Consider the following 25,074-nt stretch of genomic DNA (forward strand, 5'->3'; position numbering starts at 1 on the left):
CTGCTGATCGCTGCCCTCGGGTCGCCGTACGGGCACACCTGGTACAGCCGCTGGAACGGCTGACGTCACGCCGGGCCCAAAGGCGGGCGGTAGGTGCCGAAGCTCCAGATGTTGCCGTACGGGTCGCGGGCGGCGAACTCGTGCGACCCGTACTCCTGGTCGGTGATGCCCATGACGATGTCGGCGCCCGCCGCGGCAGCCCGGTCGTGTAGCGCGTCCACCGCATCGGCGGATTCCACCACGACGTAGACCATCACCGGTCCCGGCAGCGCGAAGTCGCTGTCGCGATCGGCGTCGTCGACCATCACGACGCCCGTCCCGATGCTCACCTCGGCGTGCTGCAGAGGCTGATCCGGCTCGGGCGGGACGATCAGGATCGGTTCCGCACCGAATGCCAGTGACAGCCATTCGATGGCCGTGCGTGGTTCGGTGAACGGCACGATCGGCACCGCGCCGGCGAAGGTCTGGGTTGTCGTCATGGCCTCGACGTTATGGACGTCAGACGGTTGCGTCTTGTACGGAATTGACGGTGCCGCGCAGCTCCGTCGGTGTGATGCCCGCGAATTCGCGCACCTCGCGCGCCATGTGTGCCTGGTCGAAGTAGCCGCATTCGGTCGCCGTCGCCGCCAGCTCATCGCCGCTGAGTAGGCGCGCCGATGCGCGCTCGAAGCGGACGATCCGCGCGACGGTCTTCGGCGGCAACCCGACGGCGTCGCGGTAGCGCGCGATGAGCCGGCGGTGACTCCAACCCAGGTCCTCGGCGAGCGTGCCGATCGGGACCCTGCCGCCGCTCGCGGTGATGCGCCCCAGAGACCACACCACACCCGCGTCGATGTCGGCAGCCCGGCCTAGCCGTTCGATCAGTATTCGGTCGACGAGCGTGAAGCGTTCGGACCAGCTCGGCGCATCCCCGATGCGTTGCACCAGGGCCGTGCCCTCCCCGCCGAGGACGGCTTCGATCGGCACCGTCGTGTTGGCCACCTCGGACAGCGGCATACCGAGGATGCGGCGGGCGCCCAGCGGCGTCAGGTCCACCTGCAGGCATCGGGCCGAGCCGTCATGGCCTACTAGTACCGGTCCGTCGGTCAGACCTGCGACGAAAGACCGCAGCCGCAGCGGTTCGGCGCCGATGTGCTCGCGGTGCGCCACCGTCCAGCCCTCGTCGAGGTCGATGATGATCGGGACGAAAGAACACGCCAGCTCGCGGAAGAGGGCTGGAACGCCGCAGCGCGTAGTGAACCCCTCGTAGCGCAACACCACGTCGCGCAGCGACGGATCCGGGGTGCCGACGGCGCCTCCCGCGCTCATGGCACCCACCGTAGTCCGGTACGAATAGGTGGTGACCGAACCCGCCGGCCAGGCTCCGACCGTACTGCTGCTGTCCACGTCGGACACCGATCTCATCACGGCGCGGGCGAGCGGTGCCCGCTTCCGGTGGGCCAATCCGTCGCGCCTGGTCGACGGCGAACTGGAAGAACTGCTCGGTGGCGCCGACGTCGCGATCGTTCGCATCCTCGGCGGGTACCGCGCATGGGAGGACGGCATCAACACGGTGCGGTCCAGCGGTGTGCCCGCCGTGGTCGTCAGCGGTGAGCAGGCGCCCGACGCCGACCTGATGAACTACTCGACCACCCCGGCCGGGGTGGCGCTGCAGGCGCACATCTACCTGGCTCAGGGCGGTACGGAGAACCTCGCGAACCTGCACGCGTTCTTGTCGGACACGCTGCTGATGACGGGCTTCGGGTTCGGTGAACCGGTCGCCACGCCGGGCTGGGGTGTCCTGGACCGTCCGGTCCCCGCCGACAAGCGCCCGGCGGAGGGTCCCACGGTTGCGGTCCTGTACTACCGCGCTCAACACCTGGCGGGCAACACCGCCTACATCGAAGCGCTCTGTGACGCGATCGAAAGTGCCGGGGGAGTAGCGCTTCCGGTGTTCTGCGCCTCGCTGCGAACCGCCGAGGCCTCGCTGATCGAACTGCTGAGCACGGCTGACGCGCTGGTGACCACGGTGCTCGCCGCCGGTGGCGCGACGCCCGCGGCCGTGGGGGCCGGCGGCGCCGACGACACGTGGAACGTCGCTCACCTTGCGGCGCTGGACATTCCGATCCTGCAGGGATTGTGTCTGACATCGTCGAGAGCGCAGTGGGATGAGAACGACGACGGGATGTCGCCCCTTGACGTCGCGACTCAGGTCGCCGTGCCCGAATTCGATGGGCGAATCATCACGGTTCCGTTCTCGTTCAAGGAGATCGACGACGAGGGCCTGATCGCCTACGTGCCGGATGCGGAACGCTGCGCCCGAGTCGCCGGTCTTGCGGTGCGACATGCCCGCCTGCGGTCCATCGCTCCCGCCGACAAGCGTGTCGCCCTCGTCTTCTCGGCCTACCCGACCAAGCACGCGCGCATCGGCAACGCGGTCGGGCTCGACACCCCGGCCAGCGCCATCGGGCTGCTGAAGGCGATGCGGGAAGCCGGTTATGACGTCGGCGACGTTCCCGGTCTGGAGGCCGAGGATGGCGACGCGCTGATCCACGCGATGATCGAGCGCGGCGGCCAGGATCCCGACTGGCTCACCGAGGAGCAACTGGCGGGCAACCCGATCCGGGTGTCCGCGAAGGACTACCGCGAATGGTTCGCCACGCTGCCCGCTGAGCTCGCGGACGCGGTGACCGAGCACTGGGGGCCCGCGCCCGGCGAGCTGTTCGTCGACCGCAGCCGAGATCCCGACGGTGAGATCGTGATCGCTGCAATGCAATCGGGCAATGTCGTGCTGATCGTGCAGCCCCCCCGCGGTTTCGGCGAGAACCCGGTCGCGATCTACCACGACCCCGATCTGCCGCCGAGCCATCACTATCTGGCCGCCTACCACTGGCTCGACCGCGGATTCTCCAACGCATTCGCCGCCGATGCCGTCGTGCATCTCGGCAAGCACGGCAACCTGGAGTGGCTTCCGGGTAAGACGCTCGGCATGTCGGCGGCCTGCGGCACCGACGCCGCGCTCGGTGATCTTCCGCTGATCTATCCGTTCCTCGTCAACGACCCTGGCGAGGGCACCCAGGCCAAACGCCGCGCCCATGCCACGCTCGTCGACCATCTGATCCCGCCGATGGCCCGCGCCGAAACCTACGGCGACATCGCGCGACTGGAGCAACTTCTCGACGAACACTCCACGATCTCGGCCCTCGATCCCGGCAAGCTTCCTGCCATCCGGCAGCAGATCTGGACTCTGATGCGGGCCGCCAAGATGGACCACGACCTGGGTCTGGAGGACCGGCCCGACGAGGACGTGTTCGACGACATGCTGCTGCACGTCGACGGCTGGCTCTGCGAGATCAAAGACGTCCAGATCCGCGACGGACTGCACATTCTCGGCGAAACACCCAGCGGTGAAGCGCAACTGGACCTCGTGCTGGCGATGCTGCGGGCACGCCAGCTGTTCGGCGGTGAGCAGACGGTGCCGGGCCTGCGGGAGGCGCTCGGCCTCGCCGAGGACGGTAAAGATGACCGCACGGCTGTCGATGCCGCCGAGGCCCGGGCGCGCGAACTCGTTGCGGGACTGCAGAAGAGCGGGTGGGACGCCGACGCAGTCGACTCGCTGACCGACGATGACGGCGTGGCGGCGATCCTGCGGTTCGCGGCCACCGAGGTGGTGCCGCGGCTGGCGGGTACCGCGCAGGAGATCAACCAGATCCTGCGCGCGCTCGACGGACGATTCATCGCATCCGGCCCGTCGGGATCGCCCCTGCGCGGTCTCGTCAACGTGCTGCCCACCGGTCGCAACTTCTATTCCGTGGACCCCAAGGCCGTTCCGTCCCGTCTGGCGTGGGAAACCGGTGTCGGACTGGCAGATTCGCTGTTGGAGCGCTACCGCGCCGACTACGGCCGCTGGCCGGAGTCGGTGGGTCTATCGGTGTGGGGGACCTCGGCGATGCGCACCGCAGGCGACGACATCGCCGAAGTCCTCGCGCTACTCGGCGTCCGGCCGATCTGGGACGACGCATCCCGCCGTGTTGTCGACCTCGAAGCGATGTCGCTCGCCGAACTGGGCAGGCCGCGCATCGACGTGACCGTCCGCATCTCAGGGTTCTTCCGCGACGCGTTCCCGCACGTGGTGACGATGATCGACGACGCGGTCCAGCTCGTCGCAGGCCTCGACGAGTCCGCCGAGGACAACTACGTGCGCGCCCACAGCCAGGCCGACCTGTCCGAGCATGGTGATCAAAGACGTTCCACCACAAGAATTTTCGGCTCCAAACCGGGGACGTACGGGGCAGGTCTGCTGCAGCTGATCGACAGCCGCAACTGGCGTGACGACGCCGACCTCGCCGAGGTGTACACCGCGTGGGGCGGTTTCGCCTACGGCCGCGGCCTGGACGGCGCCCCGGCCACCGACGACATGAACAGGGCCTACCGCCGGATCAAGGTGGCGGCCAAGAACACCGACACCCGTGAGCACGACATCGCTGATTCCGACGATTACTTCCAGTACCACGGCGGCATGGTGGCCACCGTGCGCGCACTCACCGGGAAGGATCCGGCGGCCTACATCGGCGACAACACCCGGCCCGAGGCGGTGCGCACCCGCACGCTCAGCGAGGAGACCACCCGGGTTTTCCGGGCCCGCGTCGTCAACCCGCGCTGGATGACCGCGATGCGCCGACACGGATACAAGGGTGCGTTCGAGATGGCCGCGACCGTCGACTACCTCTTCGGCTACGACGCGACCGCCGGGGTGATGGCCGACTGGATGTACGAACAGCTCTCGCAGAGCTACGTGCTCGACGACGAGAACCGCAAGTTCATGTCGGAGTCGAATCCATGGGCGCTGCACGGAATGGCGGAGCGGCTGCTGGAGGCCGCGGGCCGCGGCATGTGGTCGGCACCTGAGCAGGCCACGCTCGACGGGCTCAAGCAGGTGCTGCTCGAAACCGAAGGCGACCTCGAGGGCTGAACGGCATTAGCCTGGCCGCATGCCCCTGACCTTCGCCGACGTCGCCAAGTCCGAGTACATCCTGCTCACCACATTCACCAAGGACGGCCGGCCCAAGCCCACCGCGATCTGGGCGGTCCCGTCCGGCGACGGGCTCGTCGCGATCACCCAGGAACAGTCCTGGAAGGTCAAACGCATCCGCAACACCGCGCGCGTCACGATCGCCGAATGCGACCGTCGCGGCAATCCGAAGGGCGACGCCGTGGAGGCGACGGCACGGGTGCTCGACAAATCCGCCAACCAAGCCACCTACGACGCCCTCGGCAAGCGCTACGGGCTGCTGGGAAAGACGTTCAACTTCTTCTCCAAGCTGCGCGGCGGCATGGAGAAGAACGTTTCGATCGAGATCAAACCGGTTAATTAGCCTTGCTGTGACCGACCAGTCTGTGCAGAAGCCGACGTTCCAGGACGTCTACCGCGAGAAGTACCTGTTGCTGACCACGTTCACCAAGGACGGCCGGCCCAAACCCACCCCGGTGTGGGGAGTTCCGCACGAGGGGAAGCTGCTCATCAGCACCGATGACGGCTCCTGGAAGACGAAGCGGATCAACAACACCCCGCGCGTGACGATCCAAAAGTGCGGTGTGCTGGGCAAGGTCAAGGGCGAGCCCGTCGAGGCCGTCGCCCGCAACTTGCCGAAATCGGACACGCGGCGCGTGTTCGACATGGTGACGCGGCGCTACTGGTGGCATGCCTGGTGGTGGATCCCGCAGGCCATCGTCCGCGGCGGCATCGACAAGGTGCACGCCGCCATCGAGGTCGAGCCACTGCCTTCCTAGGAACCGCTCGCCCCGAGGAACCACGGCCACCGCCCGCTCGTTGACACGCTATGGCGATGCGGCTGTTCCTGGTCTACGTGTTGGTTGAGCTGGCTGTCTTGGTGGGGTTGATCTCCACCATCGGCTTCGGCTGGACCGTCCTGCTGGTGGCTGGTGCGTTCCTGCTCGGACTCGCTCTGGCGGGGTCACAACTTCGCCGCCACATCCAGCGTCTGCAGAAGGGGCTGACCCTGGCCGATGCACAGGGGGCGGTCACCGACAGCGTGCTCGTCGCGCTCGGTACGGTGCTCGTCGTGATTCCCGGTGTGGCCAGTTCCGTCCTCGGCGCTCTTCTTCTCCTTCCGCCCACTCGGGCGGCCGCCCGCCCCGTCATCACCGCGATGGCGGCGCGGCGCGCCCCATTGATCGTCGGGGTCGGCACGGTCGGCTCGGCCGCCGCGGGACGCCGTGTGCGCGGTGAATACGTCGACGGCGAGGTGATCGACGTGCACGATGACGTCGACAACGGCGGCGTGCAGGCACGGCCGGCCATCGAACAGCGCCACCAGCCGGAGTGACCACCACCGCGCTGCTGCTCAACGGTCGCGTGCACAGCCCGGCCATGCCCGACGCGACAGCGATGGCGGTACGCAACGGGACCGTCGCCTGGTTGGGCAGCGACGACATCGGACGCGCCCAGTTCCCCGATGCGACCGTCACCGACCTCGACGGCGCATTCGTCGCGCCTGCCTTCGTCGACAGCCACGTCCACACCACGTCAACCGGTCTCGCGCTCACCGGCCTCGATCTGCGCGGCGCCAACTCGTTGCGGCACTGCCTGGAGTTGCTCGCCAACTACGCGCGCTCGCATCCCGACGGCGTCATCTGGGGCCACGGCTGGGACGAATCCGGTTGGCCCGAGCAGTCCGCGCCCAGCACCGCGGACGTCGATGCCACCGTCGGGGATCGGCTGGCGTATCTGGCGCGCGTCGACGTGCATTCGGCTGCCGCATCGACACCGATGCGCAGGGTCGCTCGCGTCGCCGACGGCGAGGCTCTGACCGCCGACGCACACCACCGGGTCCGCCGCGCTGCACGCGAGCGCCTCACCGCGACGCAGCGCACCCGCGCCAGGATCGCGGCTCTGGACACCGCTGCCGCGCTCGGCATCGTCGCCGTCCACGAATGTGCCGGACCCGACATCGGCGGTCTCGACGACTGGCAGGAACTGCGAACTCTCGACCACGGTGTCGAGGTCGTCGGTTACTGGGGCGAGCAAGTGGGCACCGCCGAGGAGGCCGGCGAGCTGATGGCAGTGACGCAGGCCCGGGGATTGGCGGGCGACCTGTTCGTCGACGGCGCCATCGGATCACGCACCGCATGGCTGCACGAGCCCTACGCCGACATCGCCGACGGGTGCGCGGCATCTGCGGCTTCTAGGGGGAACGCCTACCTCGACGCCGACGCGGTGACCGCGCATCTGAGCGCCTGCACCGAAGCCGGTGTCACCGCGGGATTCCACGTCATCGGGGACGCCGCCGTCGCCACCGTCACCGCGGCGCTCGGAACCGTCGTCGACCGCTTCGGCGTCGCCGCTGTCGCGCGGTGTGGCCACCGACTCGAACACCTGGAGATGGTGACCGAGGAGCAGGCCGCCAAGCTCGGCAGCTGTGGTGTCATCGCGAGCATGCAGCCCAACTTCGACGCGCTGTGGGGCGGCGAAACCGGCATGTATGCCCAGCGCCTCGGTGTTTCCCGCGCCGCGGGGCTGAATCGTTTCGCGCTGTTAGCATCCCAAGGCGTGCCTCTCGCCTTCGGTTCGGACAGCCCGGTCACCGACCTGAATCCCTGGGCCACGGTTCGTTCCGCGACCACTCACCGCACCCCCGGCAGCGCGATCTCGGCGCGCGCGGCGTTCGCGGCGTCGACCCGGGGCGCCTGGCGCGCGGGGGGAGTGCGCGACGGACTCATGGGCACGCTCGTTCCCGGTGCGCCCGCCAGCTACGCCGTCTGGGATGCCGATGGGTTCGATGTCAGCGCACCCACCGATGCGGTGGCGCGGTGGTCCACCGATCCCCGGTCGCGGGTGCCGGTGCTGCCAGCGCTGACCGGTCGGCTTCCGCAGTGTCTCCAGACCGTGCACCGAGGTCGCGTCCTTCATGGCTGACGGAGTCGCCGACACCGAAGACACCGAAACCGCGACCGACGAACCGGAGAAACCGCCTCGGCTGCGTCGGCTCGGTCAGGCGATCGTCGACCGTCTGGCCGCCTTGAGCGTCACGATCGTCGCCGGCCTGGCCCTGTGCGTGAGCTTCCCGCCGTTCGGGTGGTGGTTCGCCGGCATCCTCGCGTTCGCCCTGTTCGGCTGGGTGCTGACACGCGGCGCGAGGACGGTCGCGGGCGGCGCCGGATACGGGTTGCTGTTCGGGCTCGCGTTCTACGTGCCGCTGCTGCCCTGGATCAGCGGCCTTGTCGGGCCGGTGCCGTGGCTTGCGCTGAGCCTCATGGAGGCGCTGTTCCCTGCGCTGTTCGGGCTGGTGGCGGTCGCCGTGCGCAGGCTGCCAGGATGGCCGCTGTGGTTCGCCGGCCTGTGGTCGGCGCAGGAATGGCTGAAGTCGACGGTCCCGTTCGGCGGGTTTCCGTGGGGCGTGGTCGGGTTCTCCCAGACCGGAAGCCCGCTGCTGCCGCTGGCGTACTTCGGCGGCGCGCCGCTGGTCTCCTTCGCGCTGGTGCTGATGTCGTTCAGCCTGGCCGCACTCGTCCTCGAGATCGTCGCCTGGTGGCGCCGGGACGCGGCGGCGCGCGCGGACGCTGCACCGGCGGTGGTCCTACCCGGCCTGTGCATCACGCTGGTGTTGTTGGGTGGGGCGCTCGCGTGGCCCAACGTGCGCAAGGCCGGCCTCGGCGCGGGCGACGAGCCGCCCGTCACCGTGGCCGCCGTGCAGGGCAACGTCCCGCGGCTCGGCCTGGAGTTCAACGCGCAGCGCCGCGCCGTGCTCGACAACCACGTCCGCGAGACGATGCGGCTGGCCGAGGACGTCCGGGCGGGCCGCGCACAGCAGCCGATGCTGGTGGTGTGGCCGGAGAATTCCTCGGATATCGACCCGATCGCCAATGCCGATGCGGCACAGGAGATCTCCGCAGCTGCCACGGCGATCGACGCACCGATCCTGGTCGGCGGTGTCGTCGCCGCGCCCGGTTACAGCCGGAGCAACCCGGTATCCAGCAACACCGTCATCGTCTGGAACCCCGAAACCGGTCCGTCGGACCGCCACGACAAGCGCATCGTTCAGCCGTTCGGTGAGTACCTGCCCTGGAGGTCGTTCTTCAGCAAGCTCTCCTCGTACGCCGACAGGGCAGGCTATTTCGTTCCCGGTGACGGCGACGGCGTCGTGCAGGCGGCGGGCGTGCCGGTCGGCATCACCACCTGCTGGGAGGTCATCTTCGACCGGGCGGCCCGAGAATCCGTGCGCAATGGTGCGCAACTGCTGGCCGTGCCCAGCAACAACGCCACCTTCGACCAGGCGATGAGCGAGCAACAGCTCGCGTTCGGCAAGTTGCGGGCCGTCGAGCACGACCGGTACGTCGTAGTGGCGGGAACCACAGGCATCAGTGCCGTCATCGCCCCGGACGGCCACGAGATCGCCCGAACGGGATGGTTCGAGGCCGCCTACCTCGATCAACAGATCCGCCTGAAGACGACCATGACGCCCGCCACACGTTTCGGCCCCTACGTCGAGGGCCTGCTGATCGCCATCGGCGTTTCGGCTGTTCTCTGGTCCATGCTGCACAATGGTGCATTCGTGCCCGCAAGATTGAGGGGTCGGCGATCGACCACCGATGACGGCAAAGGAGCCACATGAGCGTCCCCGGTGGCATCGACGACGGCGCCAAACAGGCTGACCGTCCCAGCGCGCGGACCCTGGTCATCATTCCGACGTACAACGAGCTCGACAATCTTCTGACGATCGTCTCCCGCGTCAACGACTCGGCGCCCGACGTGCACGTGCTGATCGTCGACGACGGAAGCCCCGACGGCACCGGCGAGTTGGCCGACGAACTCGCCCTCGCCGACCCCGACCGCGTCCACGTCATGCACCGCACGTCCAAGGACGGCCTGGGCGCGGCTTACCTCGCCGGGTTCGCGTGGGGTCTGAGCCGCCAGTACGCCGTCCTGGTGGAGATGGACGCCGATGGCAGCCATGCCCCCGAGGAGCTGTATCGCCTCCTCGACGAGATCGACGCCGGCGCGGATCTGGTGATCGGTTCGCGGTACGTGGACGGCGGTTACGTCCGCAACTGGCCTCGCCGGCGACTTGTGCTGTCGCGCACCGCGAACACCTACTCGCGCATCCTGCTCGGGGTCGACATCCACGACATCACCGCCGGATACCGCGCCTACCGGCGAGAGGTGCTGGAGAAGATCGACCTCGCGGCCGTCGACTCGAAGGGGTACGGCTTCCAGGTGGATCTCACGTGGCGCTCCATCAACGCGGGTTTCACCGTCGTCGAGGTGCCGATCACGTTCACCGAGCGCGAGCACGGCGTGTCGAAGATGGATGGGTCGACCATCCGGGAGGCGATCGTCAAGATCGCCCAGTGGGGGATGCGCGCACGCATCGATCGCGCGCGCGGCAACGCCTGACCCGGCGCGGCTACCCGCGTCGGCGGGTCTTGACGATCTCCATGCGCTCCTTGAGCAGCTCCTCGAGTTCCTCGACGGAACGACGCTCCAGCAGCATGTCCCAGTGGGTGCGCGGCGGCTTGACCTTCTTGGGCTCGGGAACGTCACCCTCGACGAGGGTGCCCTCCAGACCGTTGCGGCACAGCCACGTGCCGGGGATCTCGGCATCGTCGGCGAACGGGACGTCGAACTCTTCACCGTTGTCGGTGCGGTAGCGGGCGACCTGACGCGGAGCCAGGTCGTGGTTGCGGTCCGTCTCGTAGCTCACAGCTCCGAGGCGGCTGCCCCTCAAAACACGATCAGCCATCGTCAATCTCCTCTACAAACGTTTTTCATCCGGGATAGTCAACGCGGTCACACGTCGTAGAGTTCCCGACTCGACCGACGATGATACCGGGATATTGAGTTCTCCCCGTCTACAGTCGGCCTCGTGACCTCGCTGAGCCCCGCGACCGCCACCCGTCGGCGTCCCCAGACCTGTCGCTGGTGCGGCCGCGAAGTGGCCGACGCCGGTATGGGGCGCCGCCGCCAATACTGCAGGCAGTCGTGCCGCCAGCGTGCCTACGAACAGCGCGCCCTGGTCAAGGGGACATCGGTGCCGTCCGATTCGGTGGTGCTGTCGGCCGAGGAGGCGTCGGTGCTCTCCGACCGCGTGTATCAGGTGCGGTGCGCGGCCGAGGACATGGCCATCGCCCTCGAAGAAGGCGCGGGCGCGGCCGAACTGCGTGAGCTGTGCGACGCGGTGATGCAGGCGGCCAGAGCCGCGGACGGGTGGCGCTGAGTACCACGGCTTACGGACCCGTCAGTCGGTACTCTTAGCGCGTGACCAGCGCCGATTCCGCCATTTCGCCGCCTCCGCGGGTGTGGCGCTGGGATGACTTCGTCCTCGACACCGGCCGCTTCGAGCTGCGCTGCGGAGATACCGTCATCCGGGTCGAACCGCAGGTGTTTGACGTGTTGACCCAACTGGTGAGCAACAACGAGCGCTTCGTCAGTAAAGAGGAGCTCTTCAACAGCGTCTGGGGCGGCCGATTCGTCGGCGAAGCCGCCCTGACGAGCCGGATCAAGGCGGCCCGGCGCGCGCTCGGCGACGACGGTGAATCCCAGCGCTACATCCGCACGGTGCGGGGACGCGGTTATCAATTCGTCGGCCGGCTGCAGGCCGAGGTCTCTTCGCAGGCACCCGAACCCGGACCCGAACCCGAGGCGCCGCGGCAGCACATCGCGTTCACCCGCGGGGCGGACGGAGTCCGGCTGGCCTATGCGGTGTCGGGCGACGGACCGCCGCTGGTGCGCGCGGCGAACTGGATGACGCACCTGGGTTACGACATCGAAAGCCCCGTGTGGCGGCACTGGGTGCGGGAGATGTCGCTGCAGCACAAGTTCATCCGCTACGACGAGCGCGGATGCGGGCTGTCGGACTGGGAGGTCGACGGGTTCACCTTCGACGATTGGGTGACCGATCTGGAGTCCGTCGTGGAAGCCCTTGGCCTGGAACGCTTTCCATTACTGGGAGTCTCGCAGGGCGGAGCTGTGGCGGTCGCCTACGCCGCGCGTCACCCCGACAACGTCAGCAGCCTGGTGCTGTGCGGCGCCTATGCGAGGGGCCGTGCCGTGCGAGCCATGACGGGCGACGAGAAGCGGGCTGCGGCACTGGATCTCGACCTCGCCCGGGTGGGTTGGGGCCGTGACGATCCGGCGTTCCGGCAGGTTTTCGCCGCCCAGTTCCTGCCCGACGGGACGCGGGCGGACTGGGCCGCGTTCGACCAGCTGCAGCGGCGTACGACGTCACCGGAGAACGCCGTGCACTTCCTCGAAGAGTTCGCGCGGATCGACGTTCGCGACCTCTGCGCCCAGGTGCAGTGCCCGACGCTGATCCTGCACTCCCGCGACGACCATCGGGTGCCGATGCGGTACGGCGAGGAACTGGCGACCCTGATCCCGGACTCCCGGCTGGTCGCTCTGTCGAGCAATAACCACCTGCTCATCGGTGCCGAACCGGCATGGCGGGTCTTCTGCGACGAGGTGCAGGCATTCCTGGCGGTCTGATCTCCACGTAATCTCCACACAATCTCCATGTGCGTCGCGTCGGCGCCGACCATGCTGATGACAGGAGAAAGCACACCCGTTGCGTGGTTGTCGCGGTCAGCGCCCTCGTCGCGTTCGGAACACTGTCGGCATGCGCGGGCAGTCAGACGCCGGAAGCGTCGGCTGCGTCGCCGTTTCCGCAGTCGGCACGCTACATGGCCGATATGACCGCGGCCGACGGCAGGACCATGACGATCGGCATCAGTGTCGACGGCGCCGAGGTTGCTGCGTACTCCTGCAACGGAACCGACGACGAGGCATGGTTTTTCGGCACTCAGACCGACGGCGCGATCGGTCTCACGTCGCGGTTCCGCGACACCCTCGACGCCGAGTTCGACGGCACGGATGTCACCGGCGACGTGGTCATGAACGGCACCGAGTACACGTTCACCGCGGCGTCGGTCACCGGTAACGCCGGGATGTACACCGCCGAATCCGACGGCGTGCGTGCATCGTGGGTGGTGCGTCCCGACAGGTCCGCCGTCGGTGTGCAGTTCAGCGGCTTCGCCGACGAAGACGGCAAGATCGACGTATCCGATCTGGACGGGCTCAGCGACTCCGAGGTGCGCGACGACGTCCGGAACAAGCGCAAGCTCAGCCCGGCGGGCGCGATCGAGTTCCCGCCAGGAACCAACCGCCGCGCCACCATCAACGGTGTCAGAGTGACGCCCACCCTGGTGACCGGGACGTTCCGGCTCCCCTGAGGCGAACCGCTGTTCGCCTCATCCAGAATCAAACCCTTCGCTCCCGGACCGGTGGTACGTAACGTCGCCTCACCGCGACACGTCCCACCGACCTGGCAGCTCCGCTTGCCCAGGGCAAACCCGCAGCCGCAGGCCGCTGGACGGACCGCAAATGGGGTCTGATCCGGCTGGCATCCCCGTTCGTGCTTCTCGCGCTGTGGCAGCTCGGCAGTGCGCTGCGGCTGATCCCGCAGGATGTGCTGCCCGCACCGTCGCTGATCGCCGAAGCCGGCCTCGAGCTCGTCGAGAACGGCCAACTCGTCGACGCACTCGCCATCTCGGGGCTCCGGGTGATCGAGGGCTTGGTGCTCGGCGGGGTCATCGGCGTCGCACTCGGTACGGTCGTCGGTCTGTCGAAATGGTTCGAAGCCACCATCGACCCGCCCATGCAGATGGTGCGGGCGCTGCCACACCTCGGCCTCATCCCGTTGTTCATCATCTGGTTCGGAATCGGTGAAGTCCCCAAGGTTCTGCTCGTCGCTCTCGGCGTCAGCTTCCCGCTGTACCTCAACACATTCTCGGCGATCCGCCAGGTAGACCCCAAGCTGTTCGAAACCGCTCAGGTTCTTGGCTTTTCGTTCTGGCAACGATTCCGGTCGATCATCGTTCCCAGTGCGGCGCCCCAGGTTCTCGTCGGGTTGCGGCAGTCGCTGGCGATCGCGTGGCTGACGCTCATCGTCGCCGAGCAGATCAACGCCGACAAGGGGATCGGCTTCCTCATCATGAATGCGCGCGACTTCCTGCGCATCGACATCATCATCTTCGGCCTGATCGTCTACGCCCTGCTCGGAATCGGCACCGACGCGATCGTGCGTGCCTTCGAGCGCCGAGCCCTGAGGTATCGCGCATGACCATGACTTCACAAGCGCCCAACAGTGTTTCCGCCCGGAGCGCGACCTGGGCGGGGGAGCTGCGCAACGTCGACAAGTGGTATGGCGAGCACCATGTGCTGACCGACGTCTCGATCCGCGTCGCCCGCGGCGAGATCGTCGCGCTGATCGGGCGAAGCGGGTCAGGGAAATCGACAGTTCTGCGCGTCTTGGCGGGACTGTCCACCGACCACACCGGCGAGCGCACCGTCGCCGGCGCACCGGCCATCGCCTTCCAGGAACCTCGGTTGTTCCCATGGCGCGACGTGCGCACCAATGTCGGCTACGGCCTGACCCGCATCAGGTTGCCGAAGGCGCAGGCGCGGGCCCGCGCCGAGAAAGCGCTGGCCGACGTCGGCCTCGCCGACCGCGGCGGTGCCTGGCCGCTGACGCTGTCAGGTGGTCAGGCGCAACGTGTTTCACTCGCGCGTGCTCTTGTGGCTCAGCCCGAGCTGTTGCTGCTCGACGAGCCGTTCGGTGCTCTCGACGCGCTCACCCGGTTGTCGATGCGCCACCTGCTCCTCGATCTGTGGCGCGAGCACGGCTTCGGTGTCCTGCTGGTCACCCACGACGTCGACGAGGCCGTCGCCCTGGCGGACCGGGTGCTGGTGCTCGAAGACGGCGAAGTCGTTCACACGCTCGACATTCCCGACCCGCGGCAGGCGCCGGGCGAGGGACACACCGACCGATACCGCGCAGAGCTGCTGGACAAGCTCGGCGTGGCGCTCTGAAACACCGGACCACGAGAGGACTTTCATGTCTCGGTTTCTCGCTGTACTCGCGCTGGTGAGCCTGCTGCTCACCGGCTGCGTCACCCGCGAGGACACCTCGGGCGCGCAGCAGGCACCCGACGCCGTCCCGCTCAGCGACCTGACGGGCCTCACCTTGGCCGTCGGTGACCAGAAAGGCGGCACCGAAGCGCTGCTGACCGCCGCAGGGGCGCTCGACGACCTGCCCTACAAAATCGCGTTCTCCACCTTCACATCTGGACCACCACAGATCGAGGCGGCCACGGCGGGCAAGATCGACTTCGCGATCACCGGCAACACCCCGCCGATCTTCGGCGCCGCATCGGGGGCCAAAGTCAAGGTGGTCTCGGCCTATGACGGCAGCGGTCGCGGCGACAAGCTTCTCGTGCACCAGAATTCGTCCATCCAGACGATCACCGATCTGCGGGGCAAACGCATCGCCCTCGCCAAAGGCAGCTCGGCTCACGGCAACGTCCTGGCGCAACTGAAGAAGAACGGGCTCACCCCCGCCGACGTCGAACTGGTCTTCCTGCAACCGGCCGACGCGCTCGGCGCGTTCACCCAGCGCCAGGTCGACGTGTGGGCCGTGTGGGATCCCTACACCGCGCAGGCCGAGGCCGACATCCCGGTGCGCAGCATCGCCGAGGCGACCGGCGTCACCAACGGAGCGGGGTTCGGTATCGCCTCCGATCAGGCGCTGGCAGACCCGAAACGCAACACCGCCATCAGCGACCTTCTGGTGCGCTACGCCAAGGCCGCGCAGTGGGCGCGAGACCATCCAGACGTTTGGGCCCAAAGATACGCGGCGTCAGTCGGGTTGACCCCCGAGGTGGCATCCGCAGCGCAGGGCCGCAGCCTTCGACTGCCGTTCGCCCTGTCCGATGAACTCGTCGACTCCGAGCAGGAACTGGCGGACCTGTTCGCCGAGTCCGGTCAGATCGCCGAGGCCCCCGAGTTCAAGAACTGGGTGGATCAGCGGTACAGCGAAACGCTCGCGCCTCTGTACCTGAACCGCACGTAGGAGGATCTGTGCCTGTTCAAGCGAGATTCCACTGGTTCCTGCCCACCGCTGGCGACAGCCGCTCCATCGTCGGCGCCTCTCACGCCTCGTCTCAGCGCTCGGTTCCGGCCGGATACCGCCCGCCCACACGCCGGTATCTGGCCGAGGTCGCACGCGCCGCGGACCGCCTCGGCTACGAAGGTGTGCTGACGCCCACCGGAACATGGTGCGAGGACGCCTGGCTCACGTCGGCCGCACTGCTCGCCGAGACCGAGCGCCTGAAGTTCCTCGTCGCGTTCCGGCCCGGCCTCGTCCCGCCGACGCTGGCCGCCCAGCAGGCGGCGACGCTGCAGCGGTTCTCCGAAGGACGTGTGCTTCTCAACATCGTCAGCGGCGGCGACGACCTCGAGCAGCGCCGGTTCGGCGACTGGGTGGGCCACGACGAGCGATACGCCCGCACAGCCGAATTCCTGCACATCGTCAAGTCGGTGTGGTCGCAGGAGAAACTCGACTTCAAGGGCCACTTCTACGACGTGGCCGACGCGCGGGTGTCAGAGGCGCCGGATCCGTTGCCGCAGATCTACTTCGGCGGCTCCTCGGCGGCCGCGTTGCCCGTCGCGAGTGAGCACGCCGATGTGTACCTGACATGGGGTGAACCGCCACGCGATGCGGCCGCGAAGATCGACAGGGTGCGTGCCCTGGCCGCCGAGCGGGGCCGCCGGCTCCGGTTCGGCATCCGGCTGCACACGATCAGCCGCGACACGTCGGAGGCGGCCTGGGCGGTCGCCGACGAACTGCTCGCCGGGCTGTCACCCGAGCAGATCGCCAATGCCACCCAGCTGCACGCCCGTTCGGAGTCCGAGGGTCAGCGCCGCATGACGGCCCTGCACGGTGGTCGCATCGACCAGCTGGAGATCTACCCGAACCTGTGGGCGGGCGTCGGTCTGGTCCGTGGCGGTGCCGGCACCGCGCTCGTCGGAAGTCATCAGGAAGTGGCGGATCTGATCTCCGAATACCATTCGCTCGGGTTCGACGAATTCATCCTGTCGGGCTATCCGCACCTGGAAGAGGCCTACTGGTTCGCCGAGGGCGTTCTGCCGATCCTGAAGCGCAAAGGTGTCGCCTGATCGCGCCTCTCTGGTAAAGCTGTCGTCGTGGACGAATGGTTCGAGCGCAGCCCGTTCGTCGGTTTCGTCCCCTGGATCATCTACTGGGTGGTCGCCGACGGACCCAGTACCTGGATGTTCGGGGCGATATGCGCCGTGATCGCGACGTTGATCATGGGAATGTCGGCCGGCTTCGCCGGGGTCCGGCTCCTCGACATCGTCACTGTGGTGTTCTTCACAGGCGTCACGATTGCCGGCCTGATCCTCGGAGCGCATGACCGCGACTGGATGGACACCTACGCCACGACACTGTCCAGTGGCGTGCTCGCCGTGATGGCCTTGGCGTCGTTGGCATTCGAGCCGTTCACCGCCCAGTACGCCCCGGCGAGCGCGCCGCGCCAGGACTGGGAGCAGGCCGCCTTCCGGCGCACCAACCAGGTTCTGACGCTGATGTGGGCGCTCGTCTTCGCGCTGATCGCGGTGCTCGGCTACCTGGCCGCGCTGGCGCCCGCGACGGTTCACCTCACGAAGGCCGTCATCCCGGTGGTCGTGATCGTCGGCGCCGTGGGCATGACGCTGACCTATCCGGCCAAGGCGCGGGAGAAGGCGCGCCAGGACGCCGCCACGTAGCGGGTCAGCGGCCGTCTGCCGCTCAGCAGCTGTACGCGATGGAGGCGGTCACGTCCGCCGGTGGCGTGACTTCGGCCAGACACCCGAACGGCACGATCCCGTCGGCGGCGACCCGCACCGCCGCACGATGCGCGTAGTTGACGCAGTACAGGCCCGATGCATCGCTGCGGCACCGGTTGTCGCCGAAGGCCATGGACTGTCCCGCGGCGAGTTCGGTGCCCGTGCCGTTGACGAACGGGCCCGGATCGCCGCGCAGAGAACCGACCGTCAGGGTCGTCCCCGAGAAACTGATCCATCCCGGCTTCCACATGCCCTCGGTCTGAGTGGGGGGCGGCGCGGGATCGGTGAGCTCGAGCAGGCAGGTCAGCGCGCCGTCGGCCAGCCGTGCGTCGGTGAGGCACTGCGTTGTGCTGTGCGGTGCCCCCGAGGGGCTGACGAAGGCGATGTCGTCCCCGAGCCTGGTCGTCACACCATCGCGGAATGCGACGTGGAAGCCGCCCGCATCGACCGGCGTGGCCGCTTCGACCCACCCGATGACCTCGTCGATCGAGGCGTCGGCGGCGGGTGCGCCGGAGCCCGGGACGGGTGTTGCCGACGGAGTCGGGGCAGGTGAGGAGGCGGTCGTCGGTGTCGGCGCCGGAGACTCCGATGACTCGGCCTCGCCACCCACCGATTGGGAGCAGGCCGTCACCAGGGCGCTCACCGCGATCACAACAGCCAGGCGCATTCGGCCAGGTTAGCGAGCGGACACGGATTCGATGGTCAGGCAGGCCGGGCAAAGGTTCGCTACCGTCGGCAGAATGCACGAACACACCGTCCGGGTGAAGACCGCCTCGGGCACCGTCGAGGGGTTCACCCGCGACGGCGTCAACCGCTGGCGTTCGATCCCGTACGCACGTCCGCCGGTGGGTCCTTTGCGGTATCGCGCTCCCCAGCCGGTGCATCCGTGGCCCGGCGTGCGTCACTGCCACGGATTCGGCTACTGCGCCCCGCAGCAGCGGATGTACACCATCTTGGCGCCGGGGAAGTACCAGCCGACCAGTGAGGACTGCCTGACGCTCAACGTGGTGGCGCCCGAGGACTCGCGGGAGTCGGCCGGGGAGCCGCTGCCCGTCATGGTCTTCATCCACGGCGGTGGCTATCTGCTGGGCAGCTCGGCCACTCCCGTGTACGACGGCGCATCGCTGGCCCGCAAGGGGTGCGTGTACGTCTCGGTGAACTACCGCCTCGGCGCCCTGGGCTGCCTCGAACTGTCGTCGCTGTCGACACCCGAGGTCACCATCGACGACAATCTGTTCCTGCGTGACCTGGTGATGGCGCTGCGGTGGGTGCAAGAGAACATCGCCGCGTTCGGCGGTGACCCCGACAACGTGACCATCTTCGGTGAGAGCGCGGGGGCGCATGCGGTGGCCACGCTGGTGGCCACTCCCGATGCCAAAGGCCTTTTCGCGCGCGCGATTTCGCAGAGCCCTGCCAGCGGGATGATAGGGAGTGCCGACGTCGCCGAGGACTACGCGGCCCGATTCGCCCGGCAACTGGGAGCAGTCGACGGTGACGGCGCCCGGAAGGTGATGTCGGCCCGCCCGGCCGATCTCGTCGACGCCATGGACCGGCTGGTCCTCGAGGGGCAGCGCGACATGCTCGGTGCCTTCGCGATCGGTCCGACGTTCGGTACGCCCTACCTGCCCGCGGACCCCGTCGAAGCGATGCGCTCGGGGACGGCCCACCGGGTACCTCTGATCGTCGGCACCAACGCCGACGAGGGGCGGTTGTTCACCCGCTTCCTCAAGCTCCTCCCGACCTCCGAACCCGCCATCGAGCGACTGCTCGGGCATCTGGAACCCGAAGCGCGGCAACAGATTCTGGCCGCATATCCCGGCTATCCCGCATCCGACGCATGCGTGCGGTTCGGCGGAGACTTCATCTTCGGCTCCGCGGTGTGGCAGATCGCGCAGGCGCATTCGCAGTGGGCGCCGACCTACGTCTACCGCTACGACTACGCCACTGCGGCGCTGCGCCTGTCCGGGATGGGCGCCACCCACGCCACCGAACTGCTCGCGGTGTTCGACGTGTACCGGTCCCGGTTCGGCAAGCTGCTGGCCGCCGGCATCGACTCCCGCAGCGCACGGAAGGTGACCGACGACGTCCAGCGCCGGTGGCTGGCATTCGCCGACCACGGCGTGCCCGGACAGGACTGGCCGCTCTACACCGGCGACGAGCGCGCGGTACTGGTTCTGGACCGGCGCAGGCGTGTCGAGCTGGACCCGCACTCGGAGCGTCGGCTGGCCTGGGAGGGTTTCGTCCCCGCCGCGCGCTGAGGTCGCCGAGTTGGGCGATTCGGCGTGCCCCCGCACTGCCGATGTGGTTGCGTTGTCCGGTGTCTGCGCTCAGTGATCTGCCGCCTGCGGCTGCGTTTCCTCTGGACCCGCTCACCGCCGACGAGTTCGCCGCCGTCGTCGCGATTCTGCGACGTGACCGCGGGGTCGAGCCCGGTTCCGGCACACCGGGATCGGATCTGGGCTGGCGCTTCGCCTCGATCGAGATGATCGAACCGTCGAAGGCTGAGTTGGCAGCTTTCGAGGGTGGCGGACCGACGCCGCCGCGCCGCGCGGAGGTGATCTGTTTCGACCGATCGGCCAACGCCACCTACAAGAGCGTGGTGTCGCTGACCGACGGGCGCGTCGAGGTGTTCGAGCACGTCCCCGGGGTGCAGGCCAACTTCACGGTCGATGAGTTCGTCGAGTGCGACCAGCTGCTGCGCAGCCACCCCGACGTCATCGCCGCGTTGGGCAGCCGCGGGATCACGGACATGAGCCTGGTCTTCTTCGACACGTGGACCTACGGCGATGCGGTCGCCCCACCGGAATACCGGGACCGTCGCATCGGCTGGTCGGACAGCTGGGTCAAGGCCGCACCCGGTGCCAACCCGTACGCGCAGCTGGTCAGCGGATTGCACTGCGTCATCGACCTGAACGCGATGCAGCTGCTGCGGGTCGAGGACGAGGGACCCTTCGTCGGAGGCGGTGCGACGCCGCAGGTGATGGGCGAGTACGTCCCGTCCCACATTCCCGAACGCCTCCTGTCGACCGGCCGCGAACCGCTCAAGCCACTGCACATCACCCAGCCCGAGGGGCCCTCGTTCACCCTTGACGGCAACCTGCTGCGCTGGCAGAACTGGTCGCTGCGGGTCGGATTCAACCACCGCGAGGGCATGACCCTGCACACGGTGCGCTACCGCGACGGTGACCGGGAACGCTCGGTCGCCCACCGCATGTCCTTCGCGGAGATGATCGTGCCCTACCGCGACCCGTCACCGGATCACTACCGCCGCACGGCATTCGACATCGGCGAGTGGGGTCTGGGTTTCATGACGACCTCACTTGAGCTCGGCTGCGACTGCCTCGGTGAAATCCGCTACCTGAACGCGGTCCTGCACAACAGCAAGGGCGAGCCGTACACCATCACCAACGCGATCTGCATCCACGAGGAAGACAACGCGGTGCTCTGGAAGCACGTGGATCACGAGATCGGCGCGGAGGTCCGGCGGATGCGCCGGCTCACGATCTCGTTCCACGTCACCGTCGCGAACTACGAATACCTGGTGTACTGGCGGCTGTACCAGGACGGCAACATTGAATGCGAGGTCCGCGCGACCGGCATCATGGTGACCACACCGCTGCCCCCGGGAGCGCCAAATCCCAACGGCACGTTGGTCGATGAACGCACCTATGCACCGTTCCACCAGCATTTCCTGGTCGCCCGGCTCGATATGGACGTCGACGGCTCCGGCAACACCGTCGTGATGTCGGAGTCCTTCGCCGAGCCGATCGGACCGGACAACCCGCACGGGCTGTCGCTGGTCGTCCGCAACACCCCGCTGCGCACCGAGGGGGAGGCCAAGCAGGACGTGAACTTCGCGACGCAGCGCGCGTGGAAGGTGGTCAACCCCAACGTCGTGACGGGTCTGGGCGCGCACCCGGCGTACAAGCTGGTGCCCACCGGGGCGATCCCGCCGATGTTCGAGCCCGGGTCACCCGTCCTCGAGCGTGCCGGGGTCATCGCCCACACGCTGTGGGTCACTCCGCATCAGCCCGACGAGCGTTGGCCTGCAGGGGAATTCGTCAACCAATCGGTCCGCGACACCGGTCTGTCACGCTGGACGGCCGCCGATCGCCCGATCGAGAACACCGACGTGGTGCTCTGGTATGTGTTCGGCATCCACCACATCACCAGACCCGAGGACTGGCCCATCATGCCGGTGGACGTGGTGTCGTTCTGGCTCAAGCCTTTCGGGTTCTTCGACCGCAACCCCGCCCTCGACGTCGTCGGCAGTCCACCAGACGCCTGCCACACGCCGACCACCAGCGCCCACCACTGATGGCACCCTAGACGGCGTGGTCCTCAAGTCCGTCCTCTTGTTCATCCTCGCCGCAATCCTCGAGATCGGGGGTGCCTGGCTGGTGTGGCAGGGCATCCGCGAACACCGCGGCTGGCTGTGGGTCGGCGCAGGCGTGATCGCGCTGGGCGCCTACGGTTTCGTCGCGGCGTTCCAGCCGGATGCGAACTTCGGCCGCGTGCTTGCCGCCTACGGCGGCGTGTTCGTCGCCGGATCGTTGATCTGGGCCATGATCGCCGACGGGTTCCGGCCCGACCGCTGGGACATCACCGGGGCCGCCGTGTGCCTGGCCGGCGTCGGCCTGATCATGTACGCCCCGCGATGACCGTCAGGTCAGGTGCGCCCTGTCGTCGTCGAGCTCGTCGCGGTTGAGCCCCATAGGTGTCGCGGCGGGCACGTCGCCGGCGTCGACGACCTTGCGCGTGATCGGCGTCAGCGCCGTGAACAACGCCTGGACCTCGTCGTCGTCGAGTGCGGCGAAGGCAGGCAGCGCCGCCGCATCCGTGCGGTCCTCGATGTCGCGCTTGAGATCGCGCCCGGCCTCGGTCAGCTCGCCGCCGTCGTCCAGCAGACCCCGTCGGCGCAGCTGTTCCTGGTGGTGGGCCCATGCCGCCTCGTCGTAATCGCGGGCCCGCATGATCATCTCTGCGGGCACCCGCCCGGCCGCGGCGTGCAGCACGTTGCATTCGCGGCCGGACACCCCCGCTGTGGTGAGCACCGCGACATGGCCGTCGCCGCGGTGTTCCCGCAGCAGAGTGGTCGCATGCCACAACCGGGCCAGCGGTTCCTCGGGCCACGGCAGCGCCGCGTTGGCGGCGAACAACGGGCGCCCGCTCACCTCGATGCCCGCGACGGCTTTCTCGACCAGATCGGCCACCGTCGAGGCCTCGTCGTCGCCGACCCCGGAGCGTGAAAGGGCTGCGACGGCAGATTCCTGGCGCGCCGTCAGCGCCGCCTCGGGTCCGGCCACCTCCCACGCCGCAGGCAGCGACTTCGCGACCCGCGCCGGAGCGAAGTTGTAGAACGTGGCGGTGACGACCTCGGCCGGAACCCTCCCGAACGGAGCTGACCGCGCCGCGAAGTACCCCATCCAGAAACCCTTGTAGCCCAGTCCGTCGAGGGCGGTTCTGGCTTCCGGTGCGAAATACGTGACGGCGTGCACCGGCTCGAGGCGGTCGTGCAGACGTCGGGCGAGTGTGTGGGATCTGGGCATCCACGCAGTTAATCACCACCGGGTGCACCGTCTGCTAGGGTGCTGCGCAAACTTCCTACCTGTGACAGGACTGCCCACATGGGGAAGGTCTCTCGCTCGATTGCCGTCGTCGCGGCGGTGACCGCTTCGTCGGCCGGTTGCACCATGGACATCTCCGACGGCCTTCCCGCCGTCACGACGGAGAACCTGCAATCCGACATCACCGAACGTTTTGCCGAGGCCGGCGAACGACCGCAATCGGTGTCGTGCAAGGACCCTCTGGTCGGCGAAGTGGGCCAGACAGCCCGTTGCGACGTGGTGATGAGCCCGACCAACAGCTTCGAACCGATCGTCACCGTCACGAGCGTGGACGGCGCGACGATCAACTACGAGCTGGTGCCCGCCTTGTCCAAAGAACAGCTCGAGCGAGCCGTGGTTCGGCTGGTCGACGACGCGGGTACTCGGCCCGACTCACAGGCGACGTGTCTGGATGGGCTGATCGGCGCGATGGGGGAGGCCGCCCAGTGCGATGTCACCACAGCGGGCGTCACGTTGCGCCGCACCGCGGAGGTGACACGCGTCGATGGGCTCATGATGAACTTCGACCTGGTGCCCATCCTCACCAAGGCTGAGGTGGAGGACTCTCTGCTGACCGATTTGTCCCGCCATCTGGGTAGGAGGCCGGACTCGGCCACCTGTGCCGGCGATCTGCAGGGCAAACCGGGAAACACCGTGGACTGCACGGTGATCGCCGGCCCGGAGGCCGCCGCGTTCACCGTGACAGTCACGACCGTCGACGGCACCAAGATCGACTTCAGTTACGCACCGCGCTCCTGAGCGTCAGCTAGATCCGGCGCTTCTGTTTCTTCGCCTGCTTCTTGGCTTCCTTGCTCACCTTCTTGGCCTCTTTGCCCGCGGTATCGGCGAGTTCAGCGGCGCGGTCGAGGGCCAGCTCGGCGCGCCCGCGGGCCAGGTCGGCCCAGTCGGCGCCGCGATCGCGGGCCACCTCGGCGAGCTCCGGCGCGCGGTCGCGGGCTCGTTCGGCGAGGTCGCCGCCGCGGTCGCGGGCGACCTCGGCCCAGTCACCGCCACGGTCGCGGGCGACCTCGGCCCATTCGCTGCCGCGCTCCCGCGCGATCTCGGCAAGTTCGCCGCCGCGCTCGCGGGCGATTTCTGCCCACTTCCCGCCGCGGTCCCGGGCGATCTCGGCGAACTCGGAGCCTCTCTCGCCCGCGATGTGCGCCAGCTCGCGCCCGCGCTCGGCGCCGACGTGCAGACCGTGGCCGACCTTCTCGGCGAGCTCGCTGTCGGCGAGCGAACTGCTCGCTGAAGCGCCTGCCGGCAGCGCCGAGGAGACTGCTTCGGAAACCTTGCGGGCGGCGCGGCGGCCGCGCCACCCCAGCGACGGCTTGCCTTCGGTGTCGACGGCGGCGATGATCAGGCCGCCGATCAAGCTGATGTCGGTGACGAAGGCGCGCCGCTCCTCTGTCTTGCGCTGGGGGTCGACTTCGTTCCAGAACGCATGTCCGCCAAGGGAGCTGGGAACGACCGACAATGCCAGGGCTGCCGAGGCAAAGCGGGGCAGACGGCCGGTGGCCAGCAGCAGACCTCCGCCGATCTGGACGGCGGCCGTCACCCGGGCCACGGTCTCGGCATTCGACGGCACGTTCGTGCCCACGGGATCGGGCAACTTGCTCAGCCCCTCAAGGGTCTGGCGGGTCGCGTCAGTCGCAGGTTTCGGGCTACGCAGGGCCTCTACCCCACGTGAGATGAACACTGCGGACAGCATCGGGCGCGCAACACGTCGGATCAACATGGGGCCTGTGTTCCCAAGGTGACGGGGCTGCAAACCCCGGCATCAACGCAGCT

General features: G+C 68.2%; 25 protein-coding genes. 19 read left to right on the plus strand and 6 right to left on the minus strand.

Annotated elements, in window-relative coordinates:
• Window positions 1–65: 65 nt before the first annotated feature.
• Together P9A17_RS18475 and P9A17_RS18480 are read right to left on the minus strand one after the other, a co-directional pair.
• On the minus strand, window positions 66–479 hold the full coding sequence (locus P9A17_RS18475; protein WP_278040149.1) for a VOC family protein: 414 nt from the start codon (window positions 477–479) through the stop codon (window positions 66–68).
• A gap of 19 nt (window positions 480–498) precedes the next feature.
• Window positions 499–1,308 carry a helix-turn-helix domain-containing protein gene (locus tag P9A17_RS18480; RefSeq protein WP_278040150.1) on the minus strand — a complete coding sequence of 270 codons (810 nt, stop codon included), beginning with the start codon at window positions 1,306–1,308 and terminating at the stop codon, window positions 499–501.
• A gap of 31 nt (window positions 1,309–1,339) precedes the next feature.
• Here P9A17_RS18480 and cobN point away from each other — a divergent pair, with 31 nt between their 5' ends.
• Genes cobN through P9A17_RS18515 form a run of 7 tightly spaced genes read left to right on the plus strand, consistent with a single transcriptional unit; the run spans window position 1,340 to window position 10,393 of the window.
• Entirely contained in the window at window positions 1,340–4,951 is a 3,612-nt protein-coding gene (cobN, locus tag P9A17_RS18485; RefSeq protein WP_278040151.1) for a cobaltochelatase subunit CobN, read from the plus strand.
• A 19-nt stretch (window positions 4,952–4,970) separates the two neighbouring features.
• Window positions 4,971–5,354, plus strand: coding sequence for a PPOX class F420-dependent oxidoreductase (locus P9A17_RS18490; protein WP_278040152.1), 384 nt, complete (start codon window positions 4,971–4,973; stop codon window positions 5,352–5,354).
• Window positions 5,355–5,361: 7 nt separating this feature from the next.
• Window positions 5,362–5,769, plus strand: a complete 408-nt coding sequence (locus tag P9A17_RS18495) for a PPOX class F420-dependent oxidoreductase (protein ID WP_278040153.1) — start codon at window positions 5,362–5,364, stop codon at window positions 5,767–5,769.
• Between the two features lie 50 nt (window positions 5,770–5,819).
• The gene (locus P9A17_RS18500) at window positions 5,820–6,326 is read left to right on the plus strand and encodes an FxsA family protein (protein ID WP_278040154.1); all 507 of its coding nucleotides are present in this window, start codon (window positions 5,820–5,822) and stop codon (window positions 6,324–6,326) included.
• Window positions 6,327–6,370: 44 nt separating this feature from the next.
• The gene (locus P9A17_RS18505) at window positions 6,371–7,915 is read left to right on the plus strand and encodes an amidohydrolase family protein (protein WP_278040581.1); all 1,545 of its coding nucleotides are present in this window, start codon (window positions 6,371–6,373) and stop codon (window positions 7,913–7,915) included.
• Window positions 7,908–9,611: an apolipoprotein N-acyltransferase gene (gene lnt / locus P9A17_RS18510; protein WP_278040155.1), complete on the plus strand. Its 1,704-nt coding sequence runs from the start codon at window positions 7,908–7,910 to the stop codon at window positions 9,609–9,611. Before P9A17_RS18505 ends, lnt begins: the two co-directional genes overlap by 8 nt.
• Window positions 9,608–10,393: a polyprenol monophosphomannose synthase gene (locus P9A17_RS18515; protein WP_278040156.1), complete on the plus strand. Its 786-nt coding sequence runs from the start codon at window positions 9,608–9,610 to the stop codon at window positions 10,391–10,393. Before lnt ends, P9A17_RS18515 begins: the two co-directional genes overlap by 4 nt.
• A gap of 10 nt (window positions 10,394–10,403) precedes the next feature.
• Here the strand turns inward: P9A17_RS18515 and P9A17_RS18520 are convergent, their stop codons facing one another.
• Entirely contained in the window at window positions 10,404–10,739 is a 336-nt protein-coding gene (locus tag P9A17_RS18520; protein WP_278040157.1) for an RNA polymerase-binding protein RbpA, read from the minus strand.
• 123 nt (window positions 10,740–10,862) lie between these two features.
• On the opposite strand from P9A17_RS18520, the gene P9A17_RS18525 reads away from it, so the two are divergent.
• From P9A17_RS18525 to P9A17_RS18560, 8 genes are all read left to right on the plus strand, one after another.
• Window positions 10,863–11,213 (plus strand): hypothetical protein, encoded by a 351-nt coding sequence (locus P9A17_RS18525; protein ID WP_278040158.1) that lies wholly within the window; start codon window positions 10,863–10,865, stop codon window positions 11,211–11,213.
• Window positions 11,214–11,254: 41 nt separating this feature from the next.
• Complete coding sequence (locus P9A17_RS18530) at window positions 11,255–12,481, plus strand: alpha/beta fold hydrolase (RefSeq protein WP_278040159.1); 1,227 nt, start codon at window positions 11,255–11,257, stop codon at window positions 12,479–12,481.
• 83 nt (window positions 12,482–12,564) lie between these two features.
• The gene (locus P9A17_RS18535) at window positions 12,565–13,224 is read left to right on the plus strand and encodes a hypothetical protein (RefSeq protein WP_278040160.1); all 660 of its coding nucleotides are present in this window, start codon (window positions 12,565–12,567) and stop codon (window positions 13,222–13,224) included.
• A 92-nt stretch (window positions 13,225–13,316) separates the two neighbouring features.
• Entirely contained in the window at window positions 13,317–14,114 is a 798-nt protein-coding gene (locus P9A17_RS18540; RefSeq protein ID WP_278040582.1) for an ABC transporter permease, read from the plus strand.
• Window positions 14,111–14,863 carry an ABC transporter ATP-binding protein gene (locus tag P9A17_RS18545; RefSeq protein ID WP_278040161.1) on the plus strand — a complete coding sequence of 251 codons (753 nt, stop codon included), beginning with the start codon at window positions 14,111–14,113 and terminating at the stop codon, window positions 14,861–14,863. The genes P9A17_RS18540 and P9A17_RS18545 overlap by 4 nt, the downstream gene beginning before the upstream one ends.
• Before the next feature lie 25 nt (window positions 14,864–14,888).
• Entirely contained in the window at window positions 14,889–15,902 is a 1,014-nt protein-coding gene (locus P9A17_RS18550) for an ABC transporter substrate-binding protein (protein ID WP_278040162.1), read from the plus strand.
• Between the two features lie 8 nt (window positions 15,903–15,910).
• A complete protein-coding gene (locus P9A17_RS18555; RefSeq protein ID WP_278040163.1) occupies window positions 15,911–17,008 on the plus strand; it encodes an LLM class flavin-dependent oxidoreductase in 1,098 nt (365 codons plus the stop codon).
• A gap of 27 nt (window positions 17,009–17,035) precedes the next feature.
• Window positions 17,036–17,617, plus strand: coding sequence for a hypothetical protein (locus tag P9A17_RS18560; protein WP_278040164.1), 582 nt, complete (start codon window positions 17,036–17,038; stop codon window positions 17,615–17,617).
• A gap of 22 nt (window positions 17,618–17,639) precedes the next feature.
• Here P9A17_RS18560 and P9A17_RS18565 read toward each other — a convergent pair whose 3' ends face one another.
• Window positions 17,640–18,344, minus strand: coding sequence for a hypothetical protein (locus tag P9A17_RS18565; protein WP_278040165.1), 705 nt, complete (start codon window positions 18,342–18,344; stop codon window positions 17,640–17,642).
• 73 nt (window positions 18,345–18,417) lie between these two features.
• On the opposite strand from P9A17_RS18565, the gene P9A17_RS18570 reads away from it, so the two are divergent.
• From P9A17_RS18570 to P9A17_RS18580, 3 genes are read left to right on the plus strand one after another with little or no spacing between them, the layout of a single operon-like run.
• Window positions 18,418–19,935 (plus strand): carboxylesterase/lipase family protein, encoded by a 1,518-nt coding sequence (locus tag P9A17_RS18570; protein WP_278040166.1) that lies wholly within the window; start codon window positions 18,418–18,420, stop codon window positions 19,933–19,935.
• Between the two features lie 41 nt (window positions 19,936–19,976).
• The gene (locus tag P9A17_RS18575; RefSeq protein ID WP_278040167.1) at window positions 19,977–21,995 is read left to right on the plus strand and encodes a primary-amine oxidase; all 2,019 of its coding nucleotides are present in this window, start codon (window positions 19,977–19,979) and stop codon (window positions 21,993–21,995) included.
• A 16-nt stretch (window positions 21,996–22,011) separates the two neighbouring features.
• A complete protein-coding gene (locus tag P9A17_RS18580; protein WP_278040168.1) occupies window positions 22,012–22,338 on the plus strand; it encodes a YnfA family protein in 327 nt (108 codons plus the stop codon).
• Between the two features lie 3 nt (window positions 22,339–22,341).
• Here P9A17_RS18580 and P9A17_RS18585 read toward each other — a convergent pair whose 3' ends face one another.
• A complete protein-coding gene (locus P9A17_RS18585; RefSeq protein WP_278040169.1) occupies window positions 22,342–23,226 on the minus strand; it encodes a hypothetical protein in 885 nt (294 codons plus the stop codon).
• A gap of 78 nt (window positions 23,227–23,304) precedes the next feature.
• On the opposite strand from P9A17_RS18585, the gene P9A17_RS18590 reads away from it, so the two are divergent.
• Window positions 23,305–24,042, plus strand: coding sequence for a DUF4333 domain-containing protein (locus P9A17_RS18590; protein WP_278040170.1), 738 nt, complete (start codon window positions 23,305–23,307; stop codon window positions 24,040–24,042).
• 7 nt (window positions 24,043–24,049) lie between these two features.
• Here P9A17_RS18590 and P9A17_RS18595 read toward each other — a convergent pair whose 3' ends face one another.
• Window positions 24,050–25,021, minus strand: coding sequence for a DoxX family protein (locus P9A17_RS18595; protein ID WP_278040171.1), 972 nt, complete (start codon window positions 25,019–25,021; stop codon window positions 24,050–24,052).
• Window positions 25,022–25,074 lie beyond the last annotated feature (53 nt).

Source organism: Mycobacterium sp. 236(2023), from assembly GCF_029623955.1.
Lineage (GTDB): Bacteria > Actinomycetota > Actinomycetes > Mycobacteriales > Mycobacteriaceae > Mycobacterium.